The organism is Micromonospora sp. NPDC006766, assembly GCF_040636055.1.
Taxonomy (GTDB): domain Bacteria; phylum Actinomycetota; class Actinomycetes; order Mycobacteriales; family Micromonosporaceae; genus Micromonospora.
The window spans coordinates 44,677-62,629 of the sequence record NZ_JBEYIX010000025.1 but is presented as its reverse complement, the minus strand read 5'-3'; the positions used below and the strand labels follow the sequence as shown (position 1 = coordinate 62,629).

18 protein-coding genes are annotated in these 17,953 nt (G+C 72.3%); 15 read left to right on the top strand and 3 right to left on the bottom strand.

The annotated features are described in order from the left end of the window. Positions 1-28 precede the first annotated feature (28 nt). The 6 genes from ABZ671_RS20575 (at position 29) to ABZ671_RS20550 (ending at position 6,855) form a co-directional block, all read left to right on the top strand. Positions 29-751: a TIGR03936 family radical SAM-associated protein gene (locus ABZ671_RS20575; protein ID WP_357860301.1), complete on the top strand. Its 723-nt coding sequence runs from the start codon at positions 29-31 to the stop codon at positions 749-751. A gap of 131 nt (positions 752-882) precedes the next feature. Continuing rightward, complete coding sequence (locus tag ABZ671_RS20570) at positions 883-3,858, top strand: Rne/Rng family ribonuclease (protein WP_357860244.1); 2,976 nt, start codon at positions 883-885, stop codon at positions 3,856-3,858. 345 nt (positions 3,859-4,203) lie between these two features. After that, the gene (gene rplU / locus ABZ671_RS20565) at positions 4,204-4,518 is read left to right on the top strand and encodes a 50S ribosomal protein L21 (protein WP_357860241.1); all 315 of its coding nucleotides are present in this window, start codon (positions 4,204-4,206) and stop codon (positions 4,516-4,518) included. A gap of 11 nt (positions 4,519-4,529) precedes the next feature. After that, a complete protein-coding gene (rpmA, locus tag ABZ671_RS20560; RefSeq protein ID WP_088975624.1) occupies positions 4,530-4,784 on the top strand; it encodes a 50S ribosomal protein L27 in 255 nt (84 codons plus the stop codon). Between the two features lie 90 nt (positions 4,785-4,874). Further along, the gene (gene obgE, locus ABZ671_RS20555; RefSeq protein WP_357860238.1) at positions 4,875-6,335 is read left to right on the top strand and encodes a GTPase ObgE; all 1,461 of its coding nucleotides are present in this window, start codon (positions 4,875-4,877) and stop codon (positions 6,333-6,335) included. A 70-nt stretch (positions 6,336-6,405) separates the two neighbouring features. Then, on the top strand, positions 6,406-6,855 hold the full coding sequence (locus tag ABZ671_RS20550; protein WP_357860235.1) for a GNAT family N-acetyltransferase: 450 nt from the start codon (positions 6,406-6,408) through the stop codon (positions 6,853-6,855). A 58-nt stretch (positions 6,856-6,913) separates the two neighbouring features. Here the strand turns inward: ABZ671_RS20550 and ABZ671_RS20545 are convergent, their stop codons facing one another. Then, positions 6,914-7,411, bottom strand: coding sequence for a DUF4383 domain-containing protein (locus ABZ671_RS20545; protein ID WP_357860232.1), 498 nt, complete (start codon positions 7,409-7,411; stop codon positions 6,914-6,916). A gap of 191 nt (positions 7,412-7,602) precedes the next feature. On the opposite strand from ABZ671_RS20545, the gene ABZ671_RS20540 reads away from it, so the two are divergent. The 3 genes from ABZ671_RS20540 to ABZ671_RS20530 all read left to right on the top strand — a co-directional run bounded on the left by ABZ671_RS20540 (position 7,603) and on the right by ABZ671_RS20530 (position 9,975). Beyond that, a complete protein-coding gene (locus ABZ671_RS20540; protein ID WP_357860229.1) occupies positions 7,603-8,241 on the top strand; it encodes a cyclase in 639 nt (212 codons plus the stop codon). Continuing rightward, a complete protein-coding gene (locus tag ABZ671_RS20535) occupies positions 8,238-9,416 on the top strand; it encodes a zinc-dependent alcohol dehydrogenase (protein ID WP_357860226.1) in 1,179 nt (392 codons plus the stop codon). The genes ABZ671_RS20540 and ABZ671_RS20535 overlap by 4 nt, the downstream gene beginning before the upstream one ends. Positions 9,417-9,585: 169 nt before the next feature. After that, positions 9,586-9,975, top strand: coding sequence for a hypothetical protein (locus ABZ671_RS20530; RefSeq protein WP_357860223.1), 390 nt, complete (start codon positions 9,586-9,588; stop codon positions 9,973-9,975). 10 nt (positions 9,976-9,985) lie between these two features. Here ABZ671_RS20530 and ABZ671_RS20525 read toward each other — a convergent pair whose 3' ends face one another. Next, on the bottom strand, positions 9,986-10,204 hold the full coding sequence (locus tag ABZ671_RS20525; protein ID WP_357860220.1) for a DUF397 domain-containing protein: 219 nt from the start codon (positions 10,202-10,204) through the stop codon (positions 9,986-9,988). 68 nt (positions 10,205-10,272) lie between these two features. On the opposite strand from ABZ671_RS20525, the gene pepN reads away from it, so the two are divergent. From pepN to ABZ671_RS20500, 5 genes are all read left to right on the top strand, one after another. Continuing rightward, positions 10,273-12,789, top strand: coding sequence for an aminopeptidase N (gene pepN / locus ABZ671_RS20520; protein WP_357860217.1), 2,517 nt, complete (start codon positions 10,273-10,275; stop codon positions 12,787-12,789). A gap of 65 nt (positions 12,790-12,854) precedes the next feature. Next, entirely contained in the window at positions 12,855-13,454 is a 600-nt protein-coding gene (gene nadD, locus ABZ671_RS20515) for a nicotinate-nucleotide adenylyltransferase (protein ID WP_357860214.1), read from the top strand. 107 nt (positions 13,455-13,561) lie between these two features. Beyond that, positions 13,562-13,966, top strand: a complete 405-nt coding sequence (gene rsfS, locus ABZ671_RS20510) for a ribosome silencing factor (protein WP_357860211.1) — start codon at positions 13,562-13,564, stop codon at positions 13,964-13,966. Further along, the gene (locus ABZ671_RS20505) at positions 13,963-14,592 is read left to right on the top strand and encodes a histidine phosphatase family protein (protein WP_357860208.1); all 630 of its coding nucleotides are present in this window, start codon (positions 13,963-13,965) and stop codon (positions 14,590-14,592) included. The genes rsfS and ABZ671_RS20505 overlap by 4 nt, the downstream gene beginning before the upstream one ends. Before the next feature lie 48 nt (positions 14,593-14,640). Further along, complete coding sequence (locus tag ABZ671_RS20500; protein WP_357860204.1) at positions 14,641-15,504, top strand: DegV family protein; 864 nt, start codon at positions 14,641-14,643, stop codon at positions 15,502-15,504. Positions 15,505-15,522: 18 nt separating this feature from the next. On the opposite strand, the gene ABZ671_RS20495 is transcribed toward ABZ671_RS20500, so the two are convergent. Then, positions 15,523-16,656 (bottom strand): citrate/2-methylcitrate synthase, encoded by a 1,134-nt coding sequence (locus tag ABZ671_RS20495; protein ID WP_357860200.1) that lies wholly within the window; start codon positions 16,654-16,656, stop codon positions 15,523-15,525. 68 nt (positions 16,657-16,724) lie between these two features. Here ABZ671_RS20495 and ABZ671_RS20490 point away from each other — a divergent pair, with 68 nt between their 5' ends. After that, positions 16,725-17,924: a citrate synthase gene (locus tag ABZ671_RS20490; protein ID WP_357860197.1), complete on the top strand. Its 1,200-nt coding sequence runs from the start codon at positions 16,725-16,727 to the stop codon at positions 17,922-17,924. Positions 17,925-17,953: the final 29 nt, after the last annotated feature.

Sequence of the window (17,953 nt, the reverse complement as noted above, 5' to 3'; positions counted from 1 at the left end):
CCAGGCGCCGGTCGTCCAGCGGGTCCGGATCCGGTACGCCAAGCGTGGACCGCTGCGGTTCACGTCGCACCGGGACTTCGCCCGGGCCTTCGAGCGCGCGCTGCGCCGGGCCGGCGTACCGATCGCCTTCTCCCAGGGCTTCACCCCGCACCCGAAGATCTCGTACGCCTCCGCCGCGCCGACCGGCGTCGCGAGTGAGGCCGAGTATCTGGAGATCGGCCTGCGCGAGCCGGTCGACCCGGAGCAGTTGCGGATCGCCCTGGACGCGGCGCTCTCGCCCGGACTCGACGTGCTCGACGCGGTGGAGGCCGGCGGCGGGGGTGGTCTCGCCGATCGGATCGAGGCGTCGCGCTGGCGGATCGAGCTGCCGGAGGTCGACCCGGCCGCGCTGCAGCGGGCGGTGGCCGACTTCACCGCCGCCGAGGAGATCCAGGTCGAGCGGATGACCAAGCAGGGGCGGCGCACCTTCGACGCGCGCGGGGCTGTCATCAGCATCGATGTGCTGCCCTCGTCGGAGACGCCTTCCCGGGCGGCGGCCGTACCGTGTGCGATACTCGAAGTGGTCGTGCGGCAGGTCACCCCGTCCGTACGGCCCGATGACGTCCTTTCCGGCCTCCGCGTGGTGGCCGACCTGGAGCCGCCGGTCGCCCCGAAGGTGATCCGGCTGGAGCAGGGCACGCTGACCGCGCAGGGCGAGATCGTCGATCCGTTGGATGCGGATCGTGACGGGGCAGCCATCGGAGAGCGCTGACCGACGGTCAACGCTCTGGCAGGCAGACTTCGGCGGTCGCGCACCTGCGTGCCCGGCGGAAACACCTTTTGCGGCGACCCTGCGTGGCAGCGCTCACCCGCGCCCGGGGCAGCCAGAACTGGAGAACCTCCATGCTCGAGAACGAGCCCGAGGGCGGCGAACGGACCGGTTCGAAGCCGGCCGAGGCATCCGCCAGCACCGAAAGCACTCCCGAAACCAAGCCGCCGGCCCGCAAGCGGACCAGCCGCCGCAAGGCCGCTCCGCTCAACCAACCGGAGCAGACCGACGCGCCGGTCGAGGCGCCCACCCACGCCGGCACCACCAGCGGTGAGGCACCGCAGGCCGAGGTGTTCGCGCCGATCGCCGGAGAGTTGGAGGCCGCGCCGAAGACCACCCGGCGGCGACGCAAGGCGACCACCGCGAAGGCCGTCGAGGAGCCGATGGTCGCCACCGGCGTGGAGACGACCTCCGAGGAGGTCGTCCCGCCGGTCAAGGTGACCCGTACCCGTCGCCGGAAGGCCGCCACGCCGCCCGCAGAGGCGCCCATCGAGGAGTCCGCGACCGAGGCGCCGACCGAGGCCGCCGAGGCGGAGGCCGAGCCGCCGGCGGAGGCCGGTGGCGAAACCGGTGAGCGCGCCGAGCCGTCGGCCGTCGCCACGCCGGTCGAGGAGGTCGGGGTCGGCGAGGAGCAGGCCGAGGGCGAGGGGGCCGAGGCCGGGCCGACGCCGGCCCGGGAACTGGCCGGCGCGCCTACGCCGACCGTTGAGGGCGGGGCCGAGGTGCCGCCGGCCGAGGAGCCGGAGCGGACCACCCGTCGACGGCGGGCCGCGCTCGCCGCGCCGACCGTCCTGTTCATGGCGCCGCAGCCCGAGGAGATGCCGATCGTCCGGGTCACCGGCCCGGCAGTCGAGGAGCCGGCCGAGGAACCGGTGGACACGGGCCGACGCCGCCGGCGTGGTCGTCGCGAGGCGGAGCCGGCCGAGGCCGAGCCCGAGCTGGAGCCGACCGCCGAGCTGAAGCCGGCCGAGCTCGAGGAGGCTGCCGAGCTGGAGGAGGCCGCCGAGCTCGAGGAGGACGAGGAGGAGGCCGCAGGCCGCCGTCGTCGCCGGCGCGGCCGCCGCGGTCGAGGCCGGGGCAAGGGCGGCGTGGAGGACATCGAGGAGGACGAGGCCGAGGAGGCCGTCCAGGCCGAGAGCGCCGAGGCCGAGGTCGAAGAGACCGAGGAGGAGGAGGCCGACGGCGACGGGATGACCCGCCGTCGTCGCCGTCGCCGCCGCCGGGGCGCGGGTGACGTCGAGGTCCCGGCCGAGGATGGCGTGCCCACGGTCGTGAAGATCCGCGAGCCGCGCAAGCCCGTTGACGAGGTGCAGGGCGTCTCCGGCTCAACCCGGCTGGAGGCCAAGCGGCAGCGCCGCCGGGACGGCCGGGAGCAGCGGCGTACCCGGCCGCCGATCCTGAGCGAATCGGAGTTTCTGGCCCGCCGGGAGGCGGTTGACCGGATGATGGCCGTCCGCCAGCGCGGCGACCGGACCCAGATTGCGGTCCTCGAGGATGGCGTGCTGGTCGAGCACTACGTCACCCGCAACTCGTCCGGCACCATGGCCGGCAACGTCTACCTGGGCAAGGTGCAGAACGTCCTGCCGAGCATGGAGGCGGCGTTCGTCGACATCGGGCGCGGTCGCAACGCCGTGCTCTACGCCGGCGAGGTCAACTGGGACACCACCGGCCTGGAGGGGCGGGCCCGGTCGATCGAACACGCGCTCAAGTCCGGCGACGCGGTGCTCGTACAGGTCACCAAGGACCCGATCGGGCACAAGGGCGCGCGGCTGACCAGCCACATCGCGCTCTCCGGTCGGCACCTGGTCTACGTGCCGAACGGCAACGCCTCGGGCATCAGCCGCAAGCTGCCGGACACCGAGCGCAAGCGGCTGCGGGACATTCTCAAGAAGCTGGTGCCGGACGGTGCCGGGGTGATCGTCCGGACCGCCGCCGAGGGCGCCAGCGAGGACGAGTTGGCCCGGGACGTCAAGCGGCTCCAGTCGCAGTGGGAGGACATCCAGGCCAAGGCGGCCGAGGGTGGGGCCCCGGTGCTGCTCTACGAGGAGCCGGACCTGGTCATCCGGGTGGTCCGGGACCTGTTCAACGAGGACTTCCGCGAGCTGGTCATCGAGGGCGAGCAATCGTACGACATGGTCGAGTCGTACCTGTCGCACGTCTCGCCGGACCTGGTCGCCCGGCTGCGCCGGCACGTCGGCACCACCGACGTCTTCGCCGAGTACCGGATCGACGAGCAGATTCTCAAGGGGCTGGACCGCAAGGTCTTCCTCCCCTCCGGCGGTTCGCTGGTGATCGACCGGACCGAGGCGATGACCGTCATCGACGTCAACACCGGCAAGTACACCGGCTCCGGGGGCAACCTGGAGGAGACGGTCACCCGTAACAACCTGGAGGCGGCCGAGGAGATCGTGCGCCAGCTGCGGCTGCGCGATCTCGGCGGCATCGTGGTGATCGACTTCATCGACATGGTGCTGGAGTCGAACCGGGAGTTGGTGCTGCGTCGGCTCACCGAATGCCTGGGCCGGGACCGCACCAAGCATCAGGTGACCGAGATCACCTCGCTGGGTCTGGTGCAGATGACCCGCAAGCGGATCGGCGCGGGACTGCTGGAGGCGTTCAGCGAGACCTGCGAGTGCTGCAAGGGCCGGGGCGTCATCATCCACACCGAGCCGGTGCCGGAGAAGCCTCGTGGCGGCACCGCCGGGGAGAAGGTGAAGGCGGTCGCCGCAGCCGTCACCACGCCGGCCGCCGAGGAGCGGGGCGGGGCCCGGCGCCGGGGCCGCAAGGCCGCGCCGGAGAAGACCGTCGCCGAGGTGACCGACGCCCAGGCGGACGCCGAGTACCACGACACGATGGGATACGACCTGTCCCGGTACGAGACCGAGACGCCGGCCGCCCCGGTGGCCGCCGACAGCCAGGAGGGCGACTCGGCCCGGCTGGCCGCCCCGGACGACCCGGACGCGATCGGCGACGGCGAGGCCGAGGAAGAGGGCGGCCTCGGCCGGCGGCGCTCCCGGCGCGGCGGCGCGCGGCGGCGTACCCGGCCGTGAGCCGCTGACCCAGCACGGCATTCGGCAGGGCCCCTTCCCCGGCGACAGCGTCCGGTGGGAGGGGCCCTGCCGTCCTGTGGGCCCCCGGGGCGGTGCCGCCCGGGCACCGGCTCCGGACGGTCGTCGAGACCGCGTTCGACGGGGTACAGGAGCGCCTCGGTGAAACCCGCCCGGGGCGGATCGCCGGCCCGGTTTGGGGGCCGGGCCTGGTATGGCGTACGCTAACCTGCGGCGCACTTTGGTGTGCCGAGTTCCCGCGTGCCCGCGCCGCCGGTGTCACGGTTACCCGGCGAGTCGCCGTGGGAACGACCGCCAGCAGCCTCAACGACAGGGAGTCCGCCTCCGATGTACGCGATCGTCAAGACCGGCGGCAAGCAGTACAAGGTCGCCGAGGGCGACGTGATCGAGGTCGAGAAGCTCGCCGGTGCCCCCGGCGACGCGGTGAAGCTCACCGCGGTGCTCCTCGTCGACGGTGACGACCTGGTGACCGACGTGGCGAAGCTTGCCCAGGTCTCGGTGTCGGGCGAAATCGCCGCGCACACCAAGGGCCCGAAGATCCGGATCCACAAGTTCAAGAACAAGACCGGCTACCACAAGCGCCAGGGTCACCGCCAGCCGCTGACCCAGGTCAAGGTGACCGGCATCTCCAGCGGGAAGTAGGTCGTCCTCCAATGGCTCACAAAAAGGGTGCGTCCAGCTCGCGTAACGGTCGCGACTCCGCGGCCCAGCGGCTCGGCGTGAAGCGCTTCGGTGGTCAGGTCGTCAGCGCCGGTGAGATCCTCATCCGGCAGCGCGGCACCAAGTTCCACCCCGGTGACCTGGTCGGCCGCGGTGGCGACGACACGCTCTTCGCGCTGGCCGCCGGTGCGGTCCAGTTCGGCACCAAGCGCGGTCGCAAGACCGTCAGCATCGTGCCGCAGCAGTAGCTCTCAGGCGTTGCGGGCCGTGGACCTCGGTGTCCCGGCCCGCTTCGCTTTTCCCCGTGCGGGGCGTACCCCGCTGGAAGGATTGTCCGCGTGACAACGTTCGTTGACCGGGTCGTCCTGCACCTGTTGGCCGGCGACGGCGGGCACGGCTGTGTCTCGATCCACCGGGAGAAGTTCAAGCCCTTCGGTGGCCCGGACGGCGGCAACGGTGGGCACGGCGGCAGCGTCTCGCTCGTGGTCGACCCGCAGGTGACCACACTGCTCGACTTTCATTTCCGCCCGCACCTCAAGGCCGAGAACGGCAAGGGTGGCGCGGGCTCGAACCGGGACGGCGCCAACGGCCGCGACCTGGTGATCAAGGTGCCGAACGGCACCGTGGTGCAGACTCCCGACGGCGAGGTGCTGGCGGACCTGGTCGGCGCGGGCACCACCTTCGAGGCGGCCCGCGGCGGTCGGGGTGGCCGGGGCAACGCCGCGCTGGCCAACGCCCGGCGCAAGGCCCCCGGCTTCGCCGAGCTGGGCGAGCCTGGCGACCGGCTGGACGTGGTGCTGGAGCTGAAGAGCGTCGCCGACGTCGGCCTGGTCGGTTTCCCGTCGGCCGGCAAGTCGTCGCTGATCTCGGTCATCTCCGCCGCCAAGCCGAAGATCGCCGACTATCCGTTCACCACTCTGGTGCCGAACCTGGGCGTGGTCCGGGTGGACAATCACACCTTCACCGTGGCTGACGTGCCGGGGCTGATCCCGGGCGCGGCCACCGGTAAGGGGCTCGGTCTGGAGTTTCTGCGCCACGTCGAGCGCTGCGCCGTGCTGGTGCACGTCGTCGACACCGCCACGCTGGAACCGGGCCGGGACCCGCTCGCGGACATCGACACCATCGAGGCCGAGCTGGCCGAGTACGGCGGCCTCGCCGACCGGCCCCGCCTGGTCGCGCTCAACAAGATCGACGTACCGGACGGCCGGGACCTCGCCGAGATCGTCCGGCCCGACCTGGCGGCGCGCGGCCTGCGGGTCTTCGAGGTCTCCTCGGCCACCCGGGAGGGGCTCAAGGAACTGACGTACGCGATGGCGGAGTTGGTCGAGCAGGCCCGCAACGCGGCGCCGCCGGCCGAGCCGACCCGAATCGTGATCCGCCCGAAGGCGGTCGACGACGTCGGCTTCACCATCGAGGCCGAGGAGGACGGCTCGTACACCGTCCGGGGTTCCCGCCCGGAGCGCTGGGTCCGGCAGACCAACTTCGACAACGACGAGGCGGTGGGCTACCTGGCCGACCGGCTCGCCCGGCTGGGGGTTGAGGAGAAGCTGGCCAAGGCCGGCGCCCAGGCCGGCGACCTGGTCCGCATCGCCGACCGGGAGTTCGACTGGCAGCCGACCCTCTACGCCGGTGTCGACTTCGTCCCGGGCAACCGGGGCACCGACGTCCGGTTGGAGGACAAGTCGACCCGCGTCACGGCCGCCGAGCGGCTGGCCGCCCGCAAGGCGCGCCGGCTGCGGCCCGACGACGAGGTGGCGGCGGCCCCGCAGGAGGACGCCGACCCCGACGACTGGGAGTAGTCCCTTTCCGTCCGGGATCGGGTCGTTTGACGGAAACCTGCGCGAAATCCGGCCGTTCTAGCGTGGCGGGATGCTGATCGAATCCCGGCCCGTAACCGATCCCGAGGTCGCCACCCTGGTCGAGGCCCAGCAGCGCGAGCTGCGCGACGCCGACGGGGGCCTGCCCGGCCAGGCGACCGTCACCCATGACGACATCCGCTACCTGGTCGCCGTGGTGAGCGGCCAGGCCGTCGCCTGCGGTGGCCTCCAGTCGCTGGACGCCGACACGGGCGAGCTGAAGCGGATGTACGTCCGGCCGGCGTACCGGGGGCGGGGCATCGCCCGGCACCTGCTGGCGGCCTTGGAGGAGCTGGCCCACCGGCAGGGGCACACCATGGTGTGCCTGGAGACCGGTAGGTACCTGCCGGCCGCCATCGGCCTCTACCGGTCCTGCGGCTACCAGCCCATCCCGGTGTACGGGGAGTACGTGGGTAACCCGCACAGCGTCTGCTTCGGCAAGCGTCTGCTCGTCGCGGCCTGACGGCGGTCGCGCCGGTCGTGGTCGTCCGGTGCCGCCTCGGCCGAGGCCTGGGGCGGGGTCACTCGAGCGGGCTGTCCAGCCGCCCGCCGGTGCCAACCTTGTTGGAGGTCAGGAGCCCCAGGGCGAGCATGCCGAAGCCGAGGAAGAGGTGCAGCCAATTGTCGGCGTCGTTGAACGGCACGAAGTTCCCCACGCCCTCCCGATCGACGAAGAAGCCGTACATCCAGATGACGAGGTAGATCGCGCCGCCGCCGGCGAGGAACAGCCGAGCGCCGGCCACCTGACGGGCCAGCCCCAGCCCGATCAGGCCGAAGACCAGGTGCAACAGGTTGTGCAGGATCGACACCTGGAACAGGCCGAACAGCTTCGCCCTCGAGTGGTGTCCGGCGAACGCCAGCTCGCCGGAGTGCGTGGTGACGCCGGGGAGAAAGCCGAGCACGCCGATCAGCACGAAGACGGCAGCCACCGCGAGGGCGACCTTCTGGACCGCAGGCCGGGCCGGCGCGCGCGTCGGGCCGTGCGTCACCGTCGCGGGTCCGCGTACGTCACGTGCCATCGCTGTCACCTCCGAAATCAGCCGCCGCCGGGGCGGGGCAGACCCACCATTGTGTGATCGGGCCGGGGTGCGCTCGCAGTGAAATGACGAATCGGGCGCGAGCCCGCCGGTTTGTCGTTTTGGCTGAGGTGTGCCGGTAGCGCTGCGGATGAGGGCGGTCCGAACCCGGACGCCCGGGTGGAGGAGACGTGATGACCAGCAACGGAACGAGGTGGGCGCTGGCCGGCGCCGCGACGGTGACCGCGCTCGGGATCGGCCGCGTGGTGGCGCGGCGGCGGCGCCGCCACGAACCCGAGCGGGAGGACGGTTGGTACGTCGTCCACCGCGGGATCACGGTGGCCCGGCCGGTAGACGCGGTGATCGGCTTCTGGACCGACCGGGAACGGCTGGACCGGGCGCTCGCCGAGTGGGCGACCCTGGAGCGGCTCGACGACAACCGGTGGCGCTGTGTGGCCAGCGACCCGGCCGGCGGCGGCACCGAGTGGCGCGCCGAACTCACCGTCGACGGTCCGGGCCGGCTGAGCTGGCGGGTCACCGACGGGCCGGTGGCCCAGCGCGGCCGGGTCGAGCTGGTCCCCGCCCCGCAGGATCGGGGCACCGAGATCCGCGCCGAGTTGCGCTGGCGGTCCGGGCTGGTACGCCGGGCGCTCGGGCTGACCAGCGGGCACGATCCGGACCTGGTGCTGCGCAGCACGCTGCGCCGGATCAAGTCGCTGATCGAGACCGGCCAGGTGCTGGAGACCCGCCACGACCCGTCGGGGCGCAGCCCGAAGCAGGAACAGGCGACGGACAAGATCCGCGAGCGGCTGACGGTGGGCGGCCGGCCATGAAGGCATTGTGCTGGGAGGGCATCGGCAAGCTGGCCGTACGGGACGTGCCCGAGCCGACGATCCGCTCCGCCGGTGACATCATCGTCAAGGTCCGGGCGAGCAGCGTCTGCGGATCGGACCTGCACCTGATCAACGGGTACCTGCCGGCGATGCGCGAGGGGGACATCCTCGGTCACGAGTTCATGGGCGAGGTGGTGGAGACCGGCCCCGACGTACGCCGGATCAAGGTCGGCGACCGGGTGGTCGTCGGCTCGGTGGTGGCCTGCGGCAGCTGCTGGTACTGCCGCACCGAGCAGTACTCGCTCTGCGACAACTCCAACCCGCAGCCGGTCTTCACCGAGAAGCTGTGGGGGCACTCGCCGGCCGGTGTCTTCGGCTACTCGCACGCGGCCGGCGGCTATTCCGGCAGCCACGCCGAGTACATCCGGGTGCCGTTCGGCGACGTCGGGGCGTTCACCGTTCCCGACGGGGTGCCCGACGACTCGGTGGTCTTCGCTGCCGACGCCCTGCCCACCGGCTGGATGGCGGCCGACTTCTGCGCGCTCAAGGGCGGCGAGGTGATCGCCGTCTGGGGTGCTGGCGGGGTGGGGCAGATGGCCGCCCGGGCCGCCCAGATTCTCGGTGCCGAGCGGGTCATCGTCATCGACCGACTGCCGGAGCGGCTCGCCGCCGCCGCCCACCGGCTCGGCGTCGAGACGATCAACTACGTTGAGACCGACGTGTTGGAGGCGCTGCGGGAGCTGACCGCCGGCCGCGGGCCGGACGCCTGCATCGAGGCGGTCGGCATGGAGTCGCACGACGTCGGGCCGGCCTACGCGTACGACAAGGCGAAGCAGACGGTCCGGCTCACCACCGACCGGCCGACCTCGGTGCGGCAGGCGATCATGGCGTGCCGCAAGGGTGGCACGGTGAGCATCATCGGCGTGTACAGCGGCCTGATCGACAAGTTCCCGCTCGGCGCGGCCATGAACAAGGCGCTGGTGCTGCGAATGGGGCAGATGCACGCCCAGCGCTACATTCCGATGCTGCTGGACCGGATCGCCATCGGCGAGATCGACCCCGGCTACCTGGCGACCCACCCGATGTCGCTGGCCGACGGCGTCCGTGGCTACGAGATCTTCCAGAAGAAGGAGGAAGGCTGCCTGCGTACCGTCCTGCACCCGCAACCGGCCTGAGCGGCGCACCGACTCCGCGCGCAGCTCGGTGGTGACCTCCGGAACGCTCTGGGAGGGGCCAGCGAAGAACGGAGCTGGCCCCTCCCAGGGCGTGGAAAGCCTGGTTCGCTGGACTGGCGGACCGGCGGTGGGCCGGTCGCGGCACCGGCGGCGGTGACGAGGAGGGCGCATGCGCAACGACAGGGCGGAGCAGTGGCGGCGGGCGGTGACCGGGCTCGGCCTGCGCCCCGGCACCCGCGAGGAGCCGCTGATCGTCCCACCCCGGCGGGCCGGAAACCGGCCGCGCCGATTCTTCACCGTGCACCTCGGCTTCGTGGCGGCCGATTCGCCCGCCGCCCGCGAACTGGCCGTGACGTACGCCGAGGCGCTGAGTCTGCTCCGCCCGGAGCTGACCCTCGGCGCGGCGGCCCTCTCCCCGGCCGACGCCTGGCACCGCGCGGAGCGGTTGTTCTGCGGGGCGGTCGGGCCCGACGGCGAGCGCTGCACCGACGTGGCCGGCCACCCCGGCTTCCACCACGCGCCCGGCCTGGGCGGCCTCGGCTGGGGCGACGGTGACTGAGCACCGGGGTTCAGTCCAGATCGAACTCGCCGTCCTGGGCGCCCGCGACGAACGCGTCCCACTCGGCCTGGGTGAAGACCAGCACCGGCCCGTCCGGCTCGGCCGAGTTGCGCATCCCGATCAGGTCGTCGACGAATGCCACCTCGACCGCGCTCTCCGACGTGTCGTCCTCAGCCCGCTGCCAGACCGCCCGAGTGAGGTCGAAGTCGCCCTTGGGGTGCTGACCCATCCTTGTTTCCTCCATAGCCGTGCGTCACCGGGGCATCCGTCCGGATCCCCATCGGGCAGGATAATCGGATGTCGAGCCTGACCCGTGTAGAGGCGACCGCGCGTGGCGCGTTGATTACTGTCGAGTCCTATCAAGTGGACCTCGACCTGACCGGTGACGGCGAGCGGTTCCGCTCCACCGTCACGATCCGGTTCCGGGCGACCCCCGGGGCCGAGACCTTCGCCGAGGTCAAACCCGTGCGACTGCTCGGGGTGCGCCTCAACGACCGGGATCTCGACCCGCCGGCCCTCGACGACAACCGACTGCCCCTGACCGGGCTGGTCGCGACGAACACGCTGACCGTCAGCGCCGAGATGGCCTATTCCAACACCGGCGAGGGCCTGCACCGCTTCGTCGACCCGGCCGACGGCGAGACCTACCTCTACGCGATGTCCTTCCTCGACGAGGTGCAGCGGATCTTCGCCGCGTTCGATCAGCCCGACCTCAAGGCCCCGGTGACCCTCTCGGTCACCGCGCCGCCGGAGTGGACCGTCGCGGCCAACGGGCAGGTCGCCGACCGGCCGGCGCCCGGGCGCTGGGAGTTCGCCCCCACCGCGCCGCTGGCCACCTACTTCTTCACGCTGATCGCCGGCCCCTGGCACGTACGGCACGACGAGCATGACGGCATCCCGCTCGGCGTCTACTGCCGGCGCTCCCTGGCCGAGCACCTGGACGCCGACGCCGAGGAGATCTTCACCGTCACCAAGCAGTGCCTCGACCGGTTCCACCAGCTTTTTGCCGAGCGCTACCCGTTCGGCAAGTACGATCAGGCGTTCGTGCCCGAGTTCAACGCCGGCGCGATGGAGAACCCGGGTCTGGTCACCCTGCGCGACGACTACGTCTTCCGCTCCGCCGTCACCGACACCCAGCGGGAGCTGCGGGCCACCACCATCGCCCACGAGATGGCGCACATGTGGTTCGGCGACCTGGTGACCATGCGCTGGTGGGACGACCTGTGGCTGAACGAGTCCTTCGCGGAATACCTGGGCACCCGGGTCACCGCCGAGGCCACCCGCTTCGACCAGGCGTGGACCACCTTCGCGATGCGCCGCAAGGCCTGGGGTTACACGGCCGACCAGCGCCCCTCCACCCATCCGGTGGCCCCCGAGGAGGTGGCCGACGCCGCCCAGGCCCTGCTCAACTTCGACGGCATCTCGTACGCCAAGGGCGCCAGCGTGCTGCGCCAGCTCGTCGCCTGGGTGGGCGACGACGCCTTCCTCGCCGGCCTGAACGCCCACTTCGCCAGGCACCGGTTCGGCAACGCCACCCTCACCGACCTGCTCGACAGCCTCGCCGCCGCGAGCGGACGCGACCTGGCCGACTGGGCCGAGCGCTGGCTGCGCCGCAGCCAGGTCAACACGCTGCGGATGGTGACGGCGGTGGACGCCGACGGCCGGTGGAGCGAGGTGGCCGTGGTGCAGACCGCGCCGGAGGCGTACCCGGTGCTGCGGCCGCACCGCATCGGGGTGGCCTGGTACGCCGCCGATGCGCCGGTGCGCCGTCTTGAGGTCGACCTGAACCCGGACGTCGATCAGGGCCGCACCGAGTTGACCGAGCTGATCGGGCAGCCCGCGACCGGCTTGCTGCTGCCCAACGCCGGTGACCTCACCTTCGCCAAGATCCGGCTCGACCCGGCCTCGGCGGAGGCGGTGCCGATGCTGCTGCCCGGGCTGGACGATCCGCTGGCCCGGGCGCTGCTCTGGGGCGAGGCCCTGCATGCCGCCACCGACGGCGAGCGCCCGGTGGCCGCGCTGGTCGAGCTCATCGGGGCGGCGCTGCCCGTGGAGACCGAGGTGATCATCGCCGAGGACGTACTCACCCTCAGCCGCAATCTGGTCGACCGCTACCTGGAGCCGCTGGCCCGGGACGCGGCCCTGCTCCGGATCGCCGGGGCCTGCGCCACGCTGCTGGCCGGCGCCCCGGCCGGCGGCTCGATGCAACTCGCCGCGGCCCGGGGCCTGATCGGCGCGACCGCCGACACCGGGCTGCTTGCCGGCTGGTTGGCCGGCCGGGACGTCCCGGCCGGGCTCGCGGTCGACGCCGACCTGCGCTGGGCGCTGCTGTACCGGCTGGTGGTGCTGGGTGCGGCCGGCGAGCCGGAGATCGCCGCCGAGGCGGCCGCCGACCGCAGCGCCACCGGCGCCGAGCGGGCCGCGCGCTGCCGGGCGGCGCTGCCCGACGCCGACGGCAAGCGGGCCGCGTGGGAGATCGTCATCCACAACACCGCGCTCTCCAACCGTCTGGTGGAGGCGACCGCCGAGGGCTTCTGGCAGCCGGAGCAGGCAGACCTGACCGCCGGCTACGTCGAGCGCTACTTCGCCGACATGCCGGCGGCGGCGCGGCTGCGTACGCCCTGGACGGCCGACGGGGTCGCGGCCCTGGCCTTCCCTCGCTACGCCGTGACGCAGCGCACGCGGGACCTGGCCGCCGCGCTGCTGGTCCGCGACGATCTCACACCCGGCCTGCGCCGGCGGGTCGTCGACCTCGACGACGACCTGCGTCGCGCGCTGGTGGCCCGGACGGCGGTGGCCGCCGTGGGTGCCTGACGGCGGCCGTTGCGCCGCTGGAGGCCCCGTCGGGCCGCGTTCCGGTTTCGGCCTACGATCGTTTGGTGGAGGAAGACATCCGGCGAATCGGGATCATGGGCGGCACCTTCGACCCGATCCATCATGGGCACCTGGTCGCGGCCAGCGAGGTGGCGGACCGGTTCGGCCTGGACGAGGTCGTTTTCGTGCCCACCGGCCAACCCTGGCAGAAGGTGGACGAGCCGGTCAGCTCGGCCGAGGACCGCTACCTCATGACCGTGATCGCCACCGCCTCCAATCCACGCTTCCAGGTGAGCCGGGTCGACATCGACCGGGGCGGCCCGACCTATACCGTTGACACGTTGCGCGACCTTCGGGCCGAGTACGGCCCGAAGGTGCAGCTGTTCTTCATCACCGGCGCGGACGCCCTGGAACGCATCCTGTCCTGGAAGGAGGTGGACCGGATGTTCGAGCTGGCCCACTTCATCGGGGTGACCCGCCCCGGCTTCGAGCTGTCCGACCGGCACCTTCCCGCGGACACGGTCAGCCTGGTGCAGGTACCAGCGATGGCGATCTCGTCGACCGACTGCCGGGCGCGGGTCTCCCGGGGCGAGCCGGTCTGGTACCTGGTGCCGGACGGTGTGGTGCAGTACATCGCCAAACGGCGCCTCTACCAGCGGGGATAACGCCCGGAACGTGGGCTTTTGTCCGTGTAACCGACCAGAACTGACAGGTCGTTGCGCCGCCGGGTGTGAGAGGCTTGCAGAGTCGTACGGTTGATCGAAGGAGAACGGTGACAGTTTCTGAACGCGCGCACGAGCTGGCGATGGCCGCCGCCCAGGCCGCGGCCGACAAGAAGGCGCAGGACATCGTCATCATCGACGTGGGTGACCAGCTCGCCATCACCGACGCGTTCCTGCTGGCCGCCGCTCCGAGCGAGCGCCAGGTGCTGGCCATCGTCGATGCCATTGAGGAGCGCCTGCTGGAGCTGCCGGAAAAGGCCAAGCCGGTCCGGCGCGAGGGCGAGCGGGGCGGCCGGTGGGTGCTGCTCGACTACGTCGACATCGTGGTGCACGTGCAGCACACCGAGGAGCGCGAGTTCTACGCCCTGGACCGGCTCTGGAAGGACTGCCCCCAGATCCAGTTCGAGGACCGCGACCTCGCCGATTCGACCGCCGGCCCCGCCAGCGCGGAATGACCCGTCTGATCATCTGGCGGCACGGCAACACCGACTGGAACGCTACCGGCCGGGTCCAGGGCCAGAGCGACGTACCGCTGAACGACCTCGGTCATGAGCAGGCCCGTGTCGCCGCGCCCGTGCTGGCCGCGCTGCGCCCGGACGCCATCGTCGCCAGCGACCTGCGCCGGGCCGCCGACACCGCCGCCGCCCTCGCCGCGCTGACCGGGCTGCCGGTACGCACCGACGCCCGGTTGCGGGAGCGCCACTTCGGCCAGTGGCAGGGCCTCGCCCTCACCGCGATCGCCGAGCGTTTCCCCGACGAGTACGCCCGCTGGCGGGCCGGCGCCCCCGACCCGGGCGCTGGCATCGAGACCCTCGACGACCTGGGCAAGCGGGTCGGCGTCGCCTTCCAGGACGCGGCCGACCTCGCCGGCGGCGGCACGGTGGTGGTGACCACGCACGGCGGTGGCGCTCGGCAGGGCGTGGGGCACCTGCTCGGCTGGGGCCCTGCGGTGCTGCGCAGCGTCGGTTCGCTGGCCAACTGCCACTGGACCGAGCTGCGCCACGACGACGTGCGCGGTTGGCACCTACGGGCCCACAACGTGGGGCTGATCACGCCACCGGCGCTCACCGACGCGGTCTGAATCCTCCGGTTCGGGCGGGCCGCCCCGACATCGGCTAGCGTGCCGGGCATGCCCGTCGCGGTCGTCACCGACTCCACCGCCTATCTTCCGCCCGAGCGGGTGCGTGCGCACCGGCTCACCGTCGTCCCGCTCACCGTGGTGCTCGACGGCGTGGAGGGGCTGGAAGGGGTCGAGGTCTTCCCCGACGACGTAACCCGGGCGCTGCGCGGCCGGCGGGTCGCGGCGAGCACCTCCCGGCCCGCCCCGGAGCAGTTCGCGCAGGTCTATCGCGAACTGCTCGCCGGGGGCGCCGACGCGGTGGTCTCGGTGCACCTGTCGGCCGAGCTCTCCGGCACGGTGGAGGCGGCCCGGCTGGCCGCCGCCGAGGTCGGTGACCGGGTCACCGTGGTCGACAGCCGCTCCACCGGGATGGGCCTGGGCTTCCCGGTGCTCGCCGCCGCCGCGGCCGCCGCCGAGGGCGCGGACCTTCCCGGGGTACGCCAGGCGGCAGTCGACGCCATCGAGCGGACCACCATCTTCTTCTACGTGGACACCCTGGAGTTCCTGCGCCGGGGCGGCCGGATCAACACGGCCGAGGCGCTGCTCGGCACCGCCCTGTCGGTGAAGCCGATCCTGTTCATGCCCGACGGCGTGATCGTGGTGCGGGACAAGGTGCGTACCGCCGGCCGGGGCCTGGCCCGCCTGGTCGACCTGGCGGTCGAGGCGGCCGGTGACGTCGAGGTGGATCTGGCCGTGCACCATCTCGCCGCACCCGAGCGCGCCGAGCAGTTGGTGGCGGCGCTGACCGAGCGTCTCGGCGAGCGGCGGCACGACACGTACGTCACCGAGGCCGGGGCGGTGGTGGGGGCGCACGCCGGCCCCGGGCTGGCCTGCGTGGTGATCCACCGTCGCCTCGACCCCGAGGCGGGGTGAGAACAGCGGACCGGCCGCTCACGGCAGCGGCTGGGGCGGGTGGGGGCCGACGTATCGCGAGTCCGGCCGGATGATCTTCGGGTCGGTGGCCTGTTCCAGCGCGTTCGCACACCACCCGATGACCCGGCTGGTGGCGAAGGTGGGTGTGAACATCTCCCGAGGCAGCCCGCAGAGGTGCATCACCACGCCGGTGTAGTACTCCACGTTGGTGTGCAGTTCCCGGCCGGGCTTCAACTCCGCCAGCAACGACAGCACCCGCTCCTCGACGGCCACGGCGAAGTCCACCAAATCGCCGCCGAGGTCCCGGGCGATCCCCTTGAGCATGCGTGACCGCGGGTCTTCCGTGCGGTAGATCGGGTGCCCGAACCCCATGATCCGCTCGCCGTTCAGGATGCGCGAGCGCAGCCACGCATCGGCCCGGTCGATCGAGCCGATGGCGTCGAGGGTGTCGAGGGCCCGGCTGGGAGCTCCGCCGTGCAGAGGGCCGGAGAGCGCGCCGAGGGCCCCACCGATGCAGGCGTAAATGTCGGCACCCGTGGAGGCGATGACGCGGGCGGTGAAGGTTGACGCGTTGAAGCCGTGATCCACGGTTGCGATGAGGTAGCGCTCGATCGCCCGGGCGTGGGGTTCGGACGGCTCCTCGCCAGTAATCATGTAGAGGTAGTTCGCCGCGTGTGACAGGTCGTCGCGCGGTTCGATCAGGTCCAGGCCGGCGCGCAGGCGGTACAACGCCGCGAGCAGACTGGGCGTGAGGGCGCAGAGTGCCATGGCCTGCGTTCGCCGCTCGGCCGGGGGCGTGTCGTACAGCGGGCGGGCTCCGGCGGCGAGGCCGGCGACGGCCAGCGCGGCGCGCAGCCCGCTCATCGGGTCCTGCGACCGGGAGGCCGCGGCAATGCCGGGCAGCGCGGCGGCGACGGCGGGCGGGATGTGGCGCAGCGGGGCGATCTCCTGCTGGAGCGCCTTGGTCTCGTCTGGCAGGGCGCCGTCGATCAGCAGCGCCCAGACGTCCTCCAACGTGCGGCGCTCGGCCAGATCGATGGCGGAGTACTGCCGGTAGTGGTAGAAGCCCTCGCGGCCGCGGACGTGGCCGATCGTGGTGTCGGTGACGACGACGCCGGCGAGCCCGCGGGGAACGGTGATGGTGTCAGGCATGCCGGCAGCGTCCCGCCGACGGAGCGAGCCGGTCAACATTGATCCAGTCAATGTGAGAGCATGGCCACATGTCCGATGACCCACTGCTGACGACCAGCGAGGTGGCGCATCGCCTGCGCATCAAGCCGGAGACGGTCTACGCGTACGTCAGCCGAGGGTTGCTTGACAGAGTCAAGGTTCCCGGCGAACGGATCAGCCGCTTTCGGCTGGCCGACGTCGAGCGGCTGGCCGCCCGCACCCAGGCGACCCGGCCGGAACGCGATGCCGCGCCGGCGATGCGGACCGCCACGACGCTTATCGCGTACGGGCGGCTCCACTACCGAGGATTGGATGCGGCGAAGCTTGCGCCGGTGACGCCGTTCGAGGAGGTCGCGCGATGGCTCTGGACGGGCGAGCGGCACGCGACGCCCTTTGCGGCGCCCGTGGAGGGCATCGAGCGGGCGAGGCGGGCGAGCCACCACCTGCCGGCGCAGGCCCGACTCTTCGACCGGCTGCCGGTGATCGTCGCCGTCGCGGCCGCGATGGATCCGCTGCGCTTCGACCTGGCGCCCGCCACCGTGACGGCGCTCGCGCCCGCGCTGCTGTCCACCATGGTCGACGCCCTGCCGTCCGCCGGCGGGGCGGCTCCGGACGTCGGCCTCGCGGCACGCCTGTGGCCACGGTTGACGGACCAGCCGGCGACGATGGCGGGCCTCCGGGCGCTCAACGCCGCGCTCGTCCTCCTCGCCGATCACGACCTGGCCGCTTCGACTATCGCGGTACGGGTAGCGGCCTCGACCCGCGCGAACCCCTATGCGGCGGTGCTGGCGGGCCTCGGCGCGCTGGACGGGCCGATGCACGGAGCCGTGGGCACCAGCGTCTACCGGATGATCGAGGCAGCGCTGCGGGAAGGGGTGCCGGCCGCGATCGCCGAATGGTTCCGCACCGGCGGTCTGCCTGGGTTCGGGCATCCGTTGTATCGGGACGGCGATCCGCGAGGAGCGGCCCTCCTCGATCTCGTTGCGAAGCTGCCGCTCGAGGCTGAGCTGCGGCGAGTCGTCGACGAACTGATCGCCACGGCGGCGCGACGGGCTGTCCTGCCCAATGTCGACTTCGCCGTCGCGGTGTTGGCGCAAGCGACCGGCATGGGCCCGGGCGCCGGTGAGGTGATCTTCGCGATCGCCCGGACGGCGGGCTGGATCGCGCACGTCATGGAGGAGTACGCCCAGCCGGGCAATCGGTTCCGCTGGAACAGCGGCTACACCGGGCCGCCCCCCGCGTCCGCGTGACCGCTCGGGGTCATCGCCTCGCCTAGCAC

Bases quoted from the DNA above. Each gene is read 5' to 3' on its own strand.
- ABZ671_RS20570 (WP_357860244.1), top strand. From the start codon at position 883: ATGCTCGAGAACGAGCCCGAGGGCGGCGAACGGACCGGTTCGAAGCCG.
- rplU (WP_357860241.1), top strand. From the start codon at position 4,204: ATGTACGCGATCGTCAAGACCGGCGGCAAGCAGTACAAGGTCGCCGAG.
- rpmA (WP_088975624.1), top strand. From the start codon at position 4,530: ATGGCTCACAAAAAGGGTGCGTCCAGCTCGCGTAACGGTCGCGACTCC.
- ABZ671_RS20550 (WP_357860235.1), top strand. From the start codon at position 6,406: ATGCTGATCGAATCCCGGCCCGTAACCGATCCCGAGGTCGCCACCCTG.
- ABZ671_RS20545 (WP_357860232.1), bottom strand. From the start codon at position 7,411: ATGGCACGTGACGTACGCGGACCCGCGACGGTGACGCACGGCCCGACG.
- ABZ671_RS20540 (WP_357860229.1), top strand. From the start codon at position 7,603: ATGACCAGCAACGGAACGAGGTGGGCGCTGGCCGGCGCCGCGACGGTG.
- ABZ671_RS20535 (WP_357860226.1), top strand. From the start codon at position 8,238: ATGAAGGCATTGTGCTGGGAGGGCATCGGCAAGCTGGCCGTACGGGAC.
- ABZ671_RS20530 (WP_357860223.1), top strand. From the start codon at position 9,586: ATGCGCAACGACAGGGCGGAGCAGTGGCGGCGGGCGGTGACCGGGCTC.
- ABZ671_RS20525 (WP_357860220.1), bottom strand. From the start codon at position 10,204: ATGGGTCAGCACCCCAAGGGCGACTTCGACCTCACTCGGGCGGTCTGG.
- pepN (WP_357860217.1), top strand. From the start codon at position 10,273: ATGTCGAGCCTGACCCGTGTAGAGGCGACCGCGCGTGGCGCGTTGATT.
- ABZ671_RS20505 (WP_357860208.1), top strand. From the start codon at position 13,963: ATGACCCGTCTGATCATCTGGCGGCACGGCAACACCGACTGGAACGCT.
- ABZ671_RS20500 (WP_357860204.1), top strand. From the start codon at position 14,641: ATGCCCGTCGCGGTCGTCACCGACTCCACCGCCTATCTTCCGCCCGAG.
- ABZ671_RS20495 (WP_357860200.1), bottom strand. From the start codon at position 16,656: ATGCCTGACACCATCACCGTTCCCCGCGGGCTCGCCGGCGTCGTCGTC.
- ABZ671_RS20490 (WP_357860197.1), top strand. From the start codon at position 16,725: ATGTCCGATGACCCACTGCTGACGACCAGCGAGGTGGCGCATCGCCTG.